Annotated in this window: 8 protein-coding genes, 1 tRNA gene and 1 other RNA gene; 9 read left to right on the plus strand and 1 reads right to left on the minus strand. The window is 76.1% G+C overall.

Translation table 11 applies throughout. From position 1 onward, the window contains the following. Positions 1–23 precede the first annotated feature (23 nt). The 4 genes from ACFWJB_RS02680 to ACFWJB_RS02695 all read left to right on the plus strand — a co-directional run bounded on the left by ACFWJB_RS02680 (position 24) and on the right by ACFWJB_RS02695 (position 5229). The gene (locus ACFWJB_RS02680; protein ID WP_386919818.1) at positions 24–2093 is read left to right on the plus strand and encodes a penicillin acylase family protein; all 2070 of its coding nucleotides are present in this window, start codon (positions 24–26) and stop codon (positions 2091–2093) included. Next, positions 2086–2694, plus strand: coding sequence for a GNAT family N-acetyltransferase (locus ACFWJB_RS02685; RefSeq protein ID WP_386919820.1), 609 nt, complete (start codon positions 2086–2088; stop codon positions 2692–2694). Before ACFWJB_RS02680 ends, ACFWJB_RS02685 begins: the two co-directional genes overlap by 8 nt. A gap of 5 nt (positions 2695–2699) precedes the next feature. Then, positions 2700–3179 carry a cupin domain-containing protein gene (locus ACFWJB_RS02690; RefSeq protein WP_386919822.1) on the plus strand — a complete coding sequence of 160 codons (480 nt, stop codon included), beginning with the start codon at positions 2700–2702 and terminating at the stop codon, positions 3177–3179. A 214-nt stretch (positions 3180–3393) separates the two neighbouring features. Then, a complete protein-coding gene (locus tag ACFWJB_RS02695) occupies positions 3394–5229 on the plus strand; it encodes a copper resistance protein CopC (protein WP_386919874.1) in 1836 nt (611 codons plus the stop codon). Between the two features lie 80 nt (positions 5230–5309). On the opposite strand, the gene ACFWJB_RS02700 is transcribed toward ACFWJB_RS02695, so the two are convergent. Continuing rightward, a tRNA-Ser gene (locus ACFWJB_RS02700) sits at positions 5310–5397 on the minus strand. A gap of 74 nt (positions 5398–5471) precedes the next feature. Here ACFWJB_RS02700 and ffs point away from each other — a divergent pair. From ffs to ACFWJB_RS02725, 5 genes are all read left to right on the plus strand, one after another. Further along, an RNA gene (gene ffs, locus ACFWJB_RS02705) (signal recognition particle sRNA small type) lies at positions 5472–5566 on the plus strand. A 48-nt stretch (positions 5567–5614) separates the two neighbouring features. Further along, on the plus strand, positions 5615–7936 hold the full coding sequence (locus tag ACFWJB_RS02710; protein WP_386919824.1) for a DNA polymerase III subunit gamma and tau: 2322 nt from the start codon (positions 5615–5617) through the stop codon (positions 7934–7936). Positions 7937–8071: 135 nt separating this feature from the next. Then, positions 8072–9337, plus strand: a complete 1266-nt coding sequence (gene purD, locus ACFWJB_RS02715) for a phosphoribosylamine--glycine ligase (RefSeq protein WP_386919825.1) — start codon at positions 8072–8074, stop codon at positions 9335–9337. 290 nt (positions 9338–9627) lie between these two features. Then, entirely contained in the window at positions 9628–11544 is a 1917-nt protein-coding gene (locus ACFWJB_RS02720) for a hypothetical protein (RefSeq protein WP_385466754.1), read from the plus strand. Between the two features lie 165 nt (positions 11545–11709). Next, positions 11710–13215: a N,N-dimethylformamidase beta subunit family domain-containing protein gene (locus ACFWJB_RS02725; protein WP_386919827.1), complete on the plus strand. Its 1506-nt coding sequence runs from the start codon at positions 11710–11712 to the stop codon at positions 13213–13215. Positions 13216–13284: the final 69 nt, after the last annotated feature.

Here is a 13284-nt window from a genome sequence, read left to right on the forward strand (position 1 = left end):
CTAAAGGAAAGTAGGGGCACAGGGTGAGCGCCGAGATCTACCGCGACGCCTGGGGGATTCCGCACCTGCGCGCGGACAGCGCGGAGGAACTCGCCCGCGCCCAGGGCCGCGTGACCGCCCGTGACCGGGCCTGGCAGCTGGAGGTCGAGCGGCACCGCGCCCAGGGCACCTCGGCGTCCTTCCTCGGCCCCGAGGCCCTGCCCTGGGACCGGTTCGTGCGCCGCGCCCTGCTGGCCGACACCGCCCGCCGCTGCCACGCGGCCCTGGAGGAACGGGACCCGGAGACGGCCGCCTGGGTGCGGGCGTACACCGACGGGGTGAACGAGTCGCTCACGGCGGACGACCCGGCCCCCGAGTTCGCGCGCGCCGGCCTCGCGCCCGGCCGCTGGGAGCCCTGGACGCCACTCGCCGTCTGGCTGGCCACGCACATCCTCTTCGCGGGCTTCCCCGCCAAGCTCTGGCGCGCGCACGTCGCTGGGCACCTCGGCCCGGACGCCGTCGCCCTCTTCGCCACCGACGGGCCCGGCACCGCCGGCAGCAACGGCTGGCTGGTGAGCGGCGAGCGGACCGTGACCGGGCACGCGGTCATCGCCGGCGACCCGCACCGCTACATCGAGGAACCCGGCGTCTACCAGCAGATCCACCTGTCCTGCCCGGAGTTCGACGTGATCGGCCTCGCCGTGCCCGGCGTCCCCGGCATCGCCCACTTCGGCCACACCGGCACGGTCGCCTGGGCCATCACCAACGCCATGGCCGACTACCAGGACCTGTACCGCGAACGGCTGCGCCGCACCGGCGCCGGCATCGAGGCGCTGGGCCCGGACGGCGCCTGGCACCGGGCCGCCCGGCACACCGAGCTGATCACGGTCGCGGGGGAGGAGCCCGTCGAGGTCGAGGTCGTCGAGACCGACCGGGGCCCGGTGATCGCCGGCGGACCCGAGGGCCTGGACGACGGCACCCCCCTCGCCCTGAGCCTGCGCCACCCGCCCCGCGTCACCGCCGACCTGGGCTTCTCCGCCCTGTTGCCGCTGCTGCGGGCACGCCGGGCCGCCGACGTGGACCGGGCCCTGGACGCGTGGACCGAACCGGTCAACGTGGTGCAGGCCGCCGACACCGAGGGCGGGCTGCTGCACCGCGTCGCGGGCCGGGTGCCGGTGCGGGCCGCAGCCAACGGCACGGGCCCGGTGCCCGCGTGGGAACCCGGCCACGAGTGGACCGGCTGGCACACCCCGCCCCGCGCCGGGTTCACCGACGGCGTCGCCGTGATGGCCAACCAGCGGGGCCCGGCCGGCCCCCTCGGCGTCGAGTTCGCCCCGCCGCACCGCGCCGAGCGCATCGCCGCCCTGCTCGCCGCCAAGGACCGCTGGTCGGCCGCCGACATGCCCGCGATCCACACCGACACCCACCTCGCCTCCGCCGGACCCCTCCTCGACCACCTGGCGGCCCTCGAAGACCTGCCCCCCGAGGCCGGCGCCCTGCGCGACCGCCTCCTCGCCTGGGACCGGCGCATGGACGCCGGCAGCACCGGCGCGGCGGCCTACGCGGCCGTGCGGGGCGCGGTCGTCCGGCGCCTGGCGGCCCACCCGGCCCTCGCCGCGGCCGCCGTCCCGCCCGCCTACCCCGAGGTGTTCCAGCCCTGGCTCGCACTCGTGCCGCGCGTCGCCTACGCCCTCGAACACCTGCTGCGGGCCGAGGATTTGTACGGCGTCGACCGCGCCGGAGCGGTCCGCGCGGCGCTGGAGGAGGTGGCCGCGAGCGAGCCCTCGGGCACCTGGGGCGACACCCACCGCCTCGCCCCCTGGCGGGCACTGCCGGACGCCTCCCCGCAGGAGCCCGGCCTCTCCGGCGACCACGACTGCGTGCTGTGCACCTCCGCCGTCCCCGGCCTCACCGACCGGGCCGCGCGCGGCCCCGCCGCCCGCTACGTCTGGGACCTGGCCGACCGCCAGGACAGCCGCTGGGTGGTTCCCCACGGCGCCTCCGGCGTCCCCGGCTCGCCCCACCACCGCGACCAGCTGCCCCTGTGGCTCGCCGGGGAACTCGCCCCGGTGGTCACCGACTTCGACCGGCTCGTGAAGGAGACCGATGTCTGACCCGTACCTCTCCCGCAGCGCCGTCCACGAGCAGGTGCTCGACGGTTTCGGCACCGTCCGGGTCCTGCCCCTCGACCCCGCCGCGGACGCCGGGGTGATCCACGGCTGGGTGAGCGAGGAGCGGGCCGCCTTCTGGGGAATGAACGGCCTCACGCGGGATCAGGTGGCCGGGATCTACGCCCACATGGCCGGCCTGGACACGCATCACGCCTTCCTGGTGGTCACGGACGGCGTCCCCGTCGCGCTGTTCCAGACCTACGAGCCCGGGGCCGACCGGGTGAGCGAGTGCTACGACGTTGAACCCGGCGACATCGGCGTCCACCTGCTGGTCGCGCCCACCGGGCCGGGCGGCACGCGGCCCGGCTGGACCGCCGCGCTGACCGGCGCCCTCCTCGCGTACGTCCTGCTGGGCCTGGACCGCGAGCGGGTCGTGGTCGACCCGGACGTGCGCAACGCCAAGGCCATCGCCCGCTTCGCCAGGCAGGGCTTCACCGCGGGCCCGCGGGTCGTGCTGCCGGAGATCGACCTGCCGGACGTGTACCTGCCCGAGAAGAGAGCGCAGCTCGCCTTCCTCCGCCGGGAGGTAGCGTTCCCGGGGTGACCCCGGTGACCCCTGAGGACCTCGTCGCGCACTACGGGCTGGAGCCGATCCCCCGCGAGGGCGGCCTGTTCCGGCAGACCTGGGCCGGCCCGCCGCGTCCGGACGGACGCCCCGCCGGCACCGCGATCGTCGCCCTGCTGACCGCCCGGCCGGGCGACTTCTCCGCCCTGCACCGCCTGCCCACCGACGAGGTGTGGCACTTCTACCTCGGCGATCCGCTGGAGCTGCTGCTCCTCGCCCCGGACGGCAGCGCGCGCACGGCGGTGCTCGGACCGGACGTCCTGAGCGGACAGCACGTGCAGTGCACCGTCCCCGCCGGCACCTGGATGGGCGGCCGGGTGGCGGCGGGCGGCGCGTGGACGCTGTTCGGCTGCACGATGGCACCCGGTTTCACCTACGGGGACTACGAGCACGGTGACGCGGCCGCCCTCACGGCACGCTGGCCGGCCGAGGCCGCGCGGATCGCGGCACTGTCCCGGCCGTGACGCCCCCGGCGACCGCACGGCCCCGGGCGAACACGACGCAGTGAGGGCCGCCCGCTCCCCGGTGAGCGGGACGGCGCCCGCGTCCGTACACATCGCCGACGGCGAGTCCCGGCGACGGAGATGTGACGTGAGGCGTGGCGGCACGGGTGGCACGGGTGTCACCGGCGGGACCGGCGGTACGGTCCGAAGTCCCCGGCGGCCCCGTGGCCGTCGGCTGGTGCGGGGGCCGGCGCTGCTGGCGGCCGTGCTGGTCCTGCTCGTCCTCGGCGGCGCGGCGCCGGCGTCCGCCCACGCCGCCCTCCGCTCCACCGACCCCGGGGACGGCACCGTCCTCCCGCGGGCGCCCCGCGCCGTCACCCTGACCTTCACCGAGTCCGTCGGCCTGCGCGACGACTCCTTCCGCGTCCTCGACCCCGGCGGCCACCGCCTGCGCACCGAGGACGCCGGGCACGCGGACGGACGCTCCGACACGGCCCGCGTGACCCTGCCGGACGCGCTCGGCGAGGGCACCTACACCGTGGCCTGGCGGGTGGTCTCGGCCGACAGCCATCCCGTCTCCGGCGCCTTCACCTTCTCCGTCGGCAAGCCCTCCGCGACGACCGCCGCGAACGCCGCCGGCCCCACCGAGGACCCGCTCACCGCCACCCTCCACCGGATCGCCCGCTACCTCGCCCACCTGGCCGCCGCCCTGCTCGTCGGCACGGCCGCCTTCACCGCCCTGTGCCGCCCGCCGGACCCGGCCCCGCTGCGCCGCCTCCTGGTGACCGGCTGGTGGACCCTGCTGGCGGCCACCGTGGCGCTGCTGGTCCTGCGCGCCCCGTACGAGGCGGGTACCGGCCCCGCGACGGCCCTGAACGCGGACGCCCTCGGCCGCACAGTCACGAGCCGTCCCGGCGCGCTGCTGCTGACCCGGCTGGCGCTGCTCGCGCCGGCCGCGCTGTTCCTCGCCCGCGTCCCCCGCCGCCGCGAGCACGGTCCCCTCACGACCGTGGCGGGCGCCGCCGTGGCCGTCGGGCTGGCCCTGACCTGGGCCGCCGCCGAGCACGCCGTCGCCGGTCCCCTGGTCCCCCTGGCGGTGACGTCGGCCGTGCTCCACCTGCTGGCCACGGCCGTCTGGCTCGGCGGCCTCGTGGCCCTGCTCACCTCCCTGCGCGGGTCCCCGGACACCGCCACGGTCGCCCGCTTCTCCCGCGTCGCCCTCGTCTGCGTGACCGTCCTGGCCGTCACCGGCGTCTTCCAGTCCTGGCGCGGCCTCGGTTCCTGGCCGGCGCTCACCGGGACGACGTACGGGCGGCTGCTGCTCGCCAAGCTGGCCGGGGTGTCCGTACTGCTGTCGGCGGCTGCGGTGTCACGGCGGTGGACGGCCGCGCTGGTGACGACGGAGGCGGCACGGGCTCCCCGGCCGAAAGCGGCACGGGCCCCGGCGGTGGAGGCTCCCGTGCCGGTGGGCGCCTCGCCGCGGACCGCCGCGCCCCTGCCACCGCCCGCCCCCTCGCCGGCCGGGCCGGGACCGGGGCCCGCCGGTCCGTCCGCCGGGGACGAGGCCGCCGACCCGGTCGCCTCCCACCGCCGGGGCCTGCGCCGGTCCGTCCTGGCCGAGGCCGTCGTCGCGGCCGTCGTCCTGGTGCTCACAACCCTCCTCGCTGGCACCGTGCCGGGCCGGGCGGCGGTCGAGGCGGCACGGTCCGCACCGGCGGGCGGGGTGCTGCCCGCGTCGGTCACCACTATCCCCTTCGACGCGGGCACCGCCGGCGGCCGGGGCACGGTCCAGATCACCCTGGACCCCGGCCGCACCGGCGACAACGCGGTCCAGGCCGTCGTCTTCGGCCCCGACGGGAGCCTCGCCGCCGTTCCCGAACTGCGCCTCTCCTTCACCCTCCCCGACCGGGGCATCGGCCCGATCGCCGCCGAGCTCGTCGACCGGGGCGGCTACTGGAGCGCCAACTCCCTGACCCTCCCCCTCCCGGGCACCTGGACCATGAAGGCGACGGTCCGCGTGACGGAGGTGGACCAGGTGAGCGAGTCGCGAAGGATCAGGATCCTGCCCTGAACCGGTGCGCAGCGGGCGGCAACGTCGAAGGGCCCCACCGCGAACGGTGGGGCCCTTCGACTTCGTGCCCGGTGAGGCACTGGCGGAGGATACGAGATTCGAACTCGTGAGGGGTTGCCCCCAACACGCTTTCCAAGCGTGCGCCCTAGGCCTCTAGGCGAATCCTCCGCGGCAAACATTACATGACGCCGGAGAGTGCTTGCGAACTCGTATCCGGGGCCCCTGATCGGGTAACGTGTGGGCCAGCCCCTCACGCGGCGCTATCTGACTGAACTCCCCCAGGGCCGGAAGGCAGCAAGGGTAGGTCGGCTCTGGCGGGTGCGTGGGGGGCGCCTGCGTTCGCGGGGCGGTCCGGTTGTCGGTGGGCGCCTATAACCTCGTATGCGTGTCGTCTCTCGCGCTCTACCGCCGTTACCGCCCGGAGTCCTTTGCCGAGGTCATCGGGCAGGGGCATGTCACCGACCCGTTGCAGCAGGCGCTGCGGAACAACCGGGTCAATCACGCGTACCTCTTCAGCGGTCCGCGCGGGTGCGGCAAGACGACCAGCGCGCGCATCCTGGCCCGGTGCCTGAACTGCGAGCAGGGCCCCACGCCGACGCCGTGCGGCGAGTGCCAGTCCTGCCGCGACCTGGCGAGGAACGGGCCGGGGTCGATCGACGTCATCGAGATCGACGCCGCTTCGCACGGTGGTGTGGACGACGCCCGTGACCTGCGGGAGAAGGCCTTCTTCGGGCCCGCCTCCAGCCGGTACAAGATCTACATCATCGACGAGGCCCACATGGTCTCCCCGCAGGGCTTCAACGCCCTGCTGAAGGTCGTCGAGGAGCCCCCGGAGCACCTGAAGTTCATCTTCGCGACCACCGAGCCCGAGAAGGTCATCGGGACCATCCGGTCGCGGACCCACCACTACCCGTTCCGGCTCGTGCCGCCCGGCACCCTGCGCGACTACCTCGCCGAGGTGTGCGGCAAGGAGGACATCCCCGTCGCGGACGGCGTGCTGCCGCTCGTCGTGCGGGCGGGTGCCGGTTCCGTGCGTGACTCCATGTCCGTCATGGACCAGCTGCTCGCGGGTGCCGGTCCCGACGGTGTGACATACGACATGACGACCGCCCTCCTCGGCTACACGGACGGCTCGCTGCTCGACTCCGTCGTCGAGGCGTTCGCCTCCGGAGAGGGCTCGGCCGCCTTCGAGGTCGTGGACCGGGTGATCGAGGGCGGCAACGACCCGCGGCGCTTCGTCACCGACCTGCTGGAGCGGCTCCGCGACCTCGTCATCCTCGCCGCCGTGCCCGACGCCGCGGAGAAGGGGCTCATCGACGCCCCCGCCGACGTCATCGAACGGATGCTGGCCCAGGCGCGGTCCTTCGGCGCCGCGGAGCTGAGCCGCGCCGCCGACCTCGTCAACGAGGGCCTCACCGAGATGCGCGGCGCCCACTCGCCCCGCCTCCAGCTGGAGCTGATCTGCGCCCGCGTGCTGCTGCCCGCCGCGTACGGCGACGAGCGGTCGGTGATGGCCCGGCTGGACCGGATCGAGCGCGGGGTGCAGTTCTCGGCGGGGGCCGGGGCGCCCGCCGCGGGGTACGTGCCCGGGCCCGAGGCCCATGCCGGTCCGGCCGGTGCCGCGGGCCCGGCGGCCGCCGCGCCGCTCCCGCCGGGCGGCGGTCCGGCCGCGGCCCGGGCGGCGGTACGGGGGCCGGGTGCCGGCGGTGGCACGGCGGCCGGCGAGGGCGCGCCCTCCATGCCGGGCGCCGGTCCCGCTCCCGCCCCTGCCCCGACGCCCGCACCTGCCCCCGCCCCTGCTCCGACGCCCGCACCTGCCCCCGCCCCTGCTCCGACGCCCGCTCTGGCGTCCGCACCCGCCCCCGGCGCCCCGGCTCCCACCGCGCCCGCGCCGGGCGCCTGGCCCACCGCGGCTCCGGCGGGCGGCGGGCGGCGGCCCGGAGGTTTGCCCACGGCAGCTCCGGCGGGCGGCGGACAGCCCCCCGCCCCGGCCGCGCCGGCCGCCCCGGCCCAGGCTCCGGCCGCGTCCGCCCCGGCACCCGCGCCGGCCGCCGCCGTGCCGCCCGCGGCCCCGGTGGCCCCGAGCGGCGGCCCCGACCCGCGCTCGCTCTGGCCCAACATCCTGGAGGCGGTCAAGAACCGCCGCCGGTTCACCTGGATCCTGCTCAGCCAGAACGCCCAGGTGACCGGATTCGACGGCACGACCCTCCAGATCGGCTTCGTCAACGCCGGGGCCCGCGACAACTTCCTGAGCAGCGGCAGCGAGGACGTCCTGCGGCAGGCCCTCGCCGAGCAGTTCAACGTGCAGTGGAAGGTCGACGCGGTCGTCGACCCCTCCGGCGGTTCGGCACCCCCGCCCCCCGCCGGCCCGCCCGGCGGTTACGGCGGCGGCGGTGGCTACGGCGGCCACGGCGGGCCGGCCGGCGGTGCGCCCGCTCAGCGTCCGGCGGCACCGGCACCCGCGAGCTCGCCGTCCCGGGGCCCCGGCTCGCCCGCGGCGCCCTCCGCGCACGGCTCGGCGGCGTCCGCCCCGGCGGCCGACCCCGCTCCCCGGCCCGCCGCGCCCGAACCGCCGCCACCGGTCTCCCCGGAGGACGACATCCCGGAGGACGACGACCCGGACCTCGACGAGTCGGCGCTCTCCGGCAAGGACCTGCTCGTGCGGGAACTGGGAGCGACGGTGGTCGAGGAGATCGCGCACGAGTAGACGCCCGCCCGGGGTGCACCGGGCACAGGCGCTGTACAGGAGGACGGCGACTGGAGGAACGCACGAGCCCCCGCCGTCCGCCCCTTCGGAAGCCCGCACAAACCGGCCGGGCCCCTGCCCATTAGGCTGGCCCCCGTGAAGGTCCTTGTCATCGGCGGCGGCGCCCGCGAACACGCCCTGTGCCGTTCCCTGTCCCTCGACCCCGACGTCACCTCGCTGCACTGCGCACCCGGCAACGCCGGTATCGCCGAGGTCGCCGAACTGCACCGGGTCGACGCCCTCGACGGCGCGGCCGTGACGGCGCTGGCCACCGAGCTCGGCGCCGACCTGGTCGTGGTCGGGCCCGAGGCGCCCCTCGTCGCCGGGGTCGCCGACGCCGTGCGCGAGGCGGGCATCCCGGTCTTCGGCCCCTCCGGTCGGGCCGCGCGGCTCGAGGGCTCCAAGGCCTTCGCGAAGGACGTGATGGCCGGCGCCGGGGTCCCCACGGCCCGTTCGTACGTCTGCACGAACCCGGCCGAGGTCGACGCGGCGCTCGGCGCCTTCGGCGCCCCGTACGTCGTCAAGGACGACGGGCTCGCCGCCGGCAAGGGCGTCGTCGTCACCGACGACATCGAGGCGGCCCGGGCGCACGCCAACGCCTGCGAGCGCGTGGTCGTCGAGGAGTACCTCGACGGCCCCGAGGTGTCCCTCTTCGCCGTCACCGACGGCGAGAACGTCCGGCCGCTCCAGCCCGCCCAGGACTTCAAGCGCGCCCTTGACGGCGACGAGGGCCCGAACACCGGCGGCATGGGCGCCTACTCGCCGCTGCCGTGGGCGGACCCCAAGCTGGTCGACGAGGTCGTCGAGACCGTCCTGCAGCCGACCGTCGACGAGATGCGCCGCCGCGGCACCCCCTTCTCCGGCCTGCTGTACGCCGGACTCGCGATCACTTCGCGCGGTGTCCGCGTGATCGAGTTCAACGCCCGCTTCGGCGACCCCGAGACCCAGGTCGTGCTGGCCCGCCTCAGGACCCCGCTCGCCGGTCTGCTGATGGCCGCCGCCACCGGCAACCTCGCCGACCTCGAGCCCCTGCGCTGGAGCGACGACGCGGCCGTCACCGTGGTCGTCGCCTCCCACAACTACCCCGGCACCCCGCGCACCGGCGACCCGATCACCGGGCTCGACGAGGTGGCCGCCGAGGACGCCCCGCACGCCTACGTCCTGCACGCCGGCACCCGTCGCGAGGGCGACGCCGTCGTCAGCGCCGGCGGCCGCGTCCTGTCCGTCACGGCCACCGGGGCGGACCTCACCGAGGCCCGCGACCGTGCCTACCGGGCCGTCGCCCGCATCGGCCTCGACGGGTCCCAGCACCGTACGGACATCGCGGCGAAGGCGGCGGCGGAGAGCACGACCGGGGCCTGACCGCCCCGGCGCGCGTCCGCGCCGCACCCCGCCCGACAGGCCCCGGCTCCGACCCAGGAACCGGGGCCTGATCCTTGCTGTCCGTCATCCACCTTTCCCCAAAGCCATTCCATCGAGTGACCGATCCGCCATACGGCTGACGGGCGTGAAGGCCCCAACTAGGGTGCCGCGCAAGCGTTCCGGCACTTGGCCCACCGGCATTGCGATGTCGGTGCCGGGTGCCACAGTGGGGGAGTGAGCAACAGCGGGAGCGCAGTCCCAGGGCAGCGAGGAGGGGGTGAGGTCCGGTCGTGACCGGTACCGGTGGTGTGGAGATGGGCGCGCGTGCGGCGCGCTCCCGGGCGCTGGCCGTGCTGCGCGTCCGCGGCCGGGCACTGGCCGTCGCCCTGCTGCCCGCCGCCGCCGCGGTGATCCTGCTCGCGGGCGGCGCCACCGGCCACCTCGTGGGCACGGGCTGGGACGCCGCCCGCTGGACCGTGTCCGCGCTCGCGCTCCTCGTGCTGGCGGCCGCCGCGGGGGTCGCCCTGGTCGTCGCCCGCGCCCGGCCCGCCATGACCCCGACGGTCCCCGTCGCCGAGGAGTCGGCGCCGGACCTCTACCGGATGGTGCGCGACCTCGCCGACCGGCTCGAGGTGCCCGCCCCGTCCGCGATAGCGCTCACCCCGGACTGCGACAGCTGGCTGGAGGACCGCACCCACCCCGCCCACGGCCCGCCCTCCGGGGAGCGGCACGACGACGTCCCGGGCGGGTCCGGCCGCCGGCGCGCCCCCGCCGCGCCCGTCCTCGTCATCGGCTCGCCCTTCCTGTGGTGGATGCGCGTGGGCGAGCTGCGCGCGGTCCTCGCCCCGGTCGTCGCCGGTACGGGACCGTCGGCGCACCCCGACATAGCCGCCGCCCGGCGCTTCGTACGGGGCCTGGACGCGGCGGTGGCGGTGGCCGCGGCCCGGGACCGCTGTCTGCTGTCCCGTGCGGTGTGCGCCGGCCTCGGTCGGGTCTCCCGGCTGCTGCTGCGCGGCTGCCGCGTCCACGCCGCCGAGATGGAGCGGGGGGTCGCGGCGGCGGCCGCCGAGCGCGCGCAGGCCGTGGACTACGGGCTGCGGATCGTCGCCCAGGAGCAGGTCGGGCTGGCGTACGCGGGCTGGGACCGGCTGCTGACCCGGGTGGCGCTGCCCGCCTGGCGGATGGGCCGCTGGCCCGCCCGGCTGGACGTGGGCGTCGTCGCGGCCCTCACGGAACTCTCCCGCCGCGACCGCCTGGCCGAGGGCTTCACCTCGCGCCTGGGCGAGCGTCCCGCCTGCGACCTGCTCGAGGAACCCGGGTTGATCGACGAGTCGGTCTCCCTGCTCGCCGCGCGTCTCTTCCACGGCGGACCGGCGGAGAGAGGCCCGGACTGGGCGCCGGTGGGGTGGGACGAGTATCCGGAGGAGGTCGTCGACCGGACCTGGCGCACGAACGCGGCCCGTCTCCACCGCGTCCTCGACACCCTGGGCGTCCGCCGCACCGCCGAGGAGACGGCCCCCGGCACCGACGGCCCCACCCTGGCCCGCGTCCTGGACCACCTCACCGGCCGCTCCGCCCAGGTCGCGTCCGGCCCGTCGCCGGACCGTGACGGGCGCCCACGGCCGGAGACTCGGCCGGAGACACGGCCCGGGACGCGCACCGAGCACGGCACGGAAGCCGCGTCGGACGTCCCCGACCCGCTGCCCCCCGCCGACGCCGGCCCGAACCGGGCCCCCGAGCCCGGCACCCCCGCCCCCGGCGACGACGATGACGACCTCGCCGACACCACGCCCCGCGGCGCCGCCCTGGCCGCCGGCCTGAGTGCGCAGCTGGCCCGCGAGGAGGCCGGGACCGCCGGAGCCCTCGCCCCCGCCCCGGGAACGGCGGCCGCCGGGCAGGCGGGCCCCGACAGCGTCCTCTGGGACGACCGCGCGCTGCCTCTCCTCCCGCTCCAGCCCCCGCGCACCGGCCGGGAGGTCCTCACCGACCACATCACGGCGATGGTGTGCTGCGCGGCGATGGACACCGCCGGCGCCGCTCCCGGCCTCGACTGGCTCGACGGCCCGTCCCTGCTGGTCAACGGCGTCCGCGCCGCGGACCTGGCCCCCCGCGTCCGCAGCCTCGTCGAGACCGGCGACCCGGCTCCCCTGCGCGCCTGGCTGACGGAGCTCGGCGTACGCGCGGAGAAGCCGGTGCGCCTGGTCTGACACCGCGATCCCCTGGAAGCGGATTCATGCACTCCACTTTCGGTCACTTCGCGACGAACAGTGACAGGACACGCGCTGAATGTGATGTGCTGGGACCGATCGCGCACATGGCAAGAGCGTTCGTCATACGCACGACCACGGGGGCACGAGGGAGGGGGCAGTCCCATGGGGCCCGAGCACATCCGCCGCTGGGAGTCGGGAGCACTCGCGCACGCCGTGACGGACCCTTTCGGCCAGGGGCCCGTGCCCTGGCTGCGCGGTGACGAGGCCTACTTCGGCGACACCGGCCAGGTCGTCCCCTGGTACGCGGACCCCGACCCGGCCGGAGCCGAGTCACGCACCCGGACGGGCCGGCAAAGTTCCGAGCGGCGCACCACCGGTGGCGGTCCCCGCGCCGCCGACGACGTCCGCCGCCAGATCAAGGGCTTCACCGCCACCGGAGCCGCCGCCCCCGGCGAGGCCATCGACTTCCACATCACCGTCGACCCGCCGCAGGAGTTCGCCGTCGACGTCTACCGGATCGGTCACTACGGCGGAGACGGCGCGGCCAAGATCACCACCAGTCCCCGGCTGTCCGGCATCGTCCAGCCCGCGCCGCTCACCGCCGACCGCACGGTCTCCTGCCACCACTGGTGGCTGTCCTGGCGGCTGCAGATCCCGTCGTACTGGAACATCGGCGCGTACGTCGCCGTCCTCACCACCGCCGACGGCTACCGCTCCCACGTCCCCTTCACGGTCCGCGACGACCACCCGGCCGACCTCCTGCTGCTCCTGCCGGACATCACCTGGCAGGCGTACAACCTCTACCCGGAGGACGGCCGTACCGGCGCCAGCCTCTACCACGCCTGGGACGAGGAGGGCCGGCTGCTGGGGGAGGCGGACGCCGCGACGACCGTCTCCTTCGACCGCCCCTACGCGGGTGCCGGGCTGCCCCTGCACGTCGGCCACGCCTACGACTTCATCCGCTTCGCCGAGCGCTACGGCTACGACCTCGCCTACGCCGACGCCCGCGATCTGCACTCAGGCCGCGTCGACCCGACCCGCTACCGGGGCCTGGTCTTCCCGGGCCACGACGAGTACTGGTCCGTGCCCATGCGCCGCACCACCGAGCTGGCCCGCGAGCACGGCACGTCCCTGGTCTTCCTCTCCGCCAACACCATGTACTGGCAGGTGGAGCTGGCGCCCTCCCCCTCCGGCGTCCCCGACCGCCTGCTGACCTGCCGCAAGCGCCAGGGCCCCGGCCGGCCGGTGCTGTGGCGGGAGGCCGACCGCGCCGAGCAGCAGCTGCTCGGCATCCAGTACGCCGGACGCGTCCCGGAACCGCACCCGCTGATCGTCCGCAACGCCGGCCACTGGCTCTGGGAGGCGACCGGCGCCCAGGAGGGCGACGAGATCGAGGACCTGGTCGCCGGCGAGGCCGACCGCTACTTCCCGCGCGCCCCGCTCCCCCGGCACGACGAGCGCGTCCTCCTCGCCCACTCCCCGTACACCGACGTCGACGGTGCCCGGCGCCACCAGGAGACGTCCCTGTACCGGGCGCCGTCCGGCGCCTGGGTGTTCGCGTCCGGGACGTTCGCCTGGTCCCCGGCCCTGGACCGCCCCGACCACGTCGACCCGCGTGTCCAGCGGGCCACCGCCAACCTCCTGGACCGCATCTGCAAACGCGACTGACCGCGTCCGCGGCCACCCCGGGCGGAGACCGATCGCCGCATACGGGAGAATCGACGTACTTGGACAGAA

Origin of the sequence: Streptomyces sp. NPDC127100, assembly GCF_042724095.1 — a bacterium.
Classification (GTDB): Bacteria; Actinomycetota; Actinomycetes; order Streptomycetales; family Streptomycetaceae; genus Streptomyces.

What these genes read in the sequence shown, in the direction of transcription:
- ACFWJB_RS02685 (WP_386919820.1), top strand. Translation starts at nt 2,086, where the DNA reads ATGTCTGACCCGTACCTCTCCCGCAGCGCCGTCCACGAGCAGGTGCTC.
- ACFWJB_RS02725 (WP_386919827.1), top strand. Translation starts at nt 11,710, where the DNA reads ATGGGGCCCGAGCACATCCGCCGCTGGGAGTCGGGAGCACTCGCGCAC.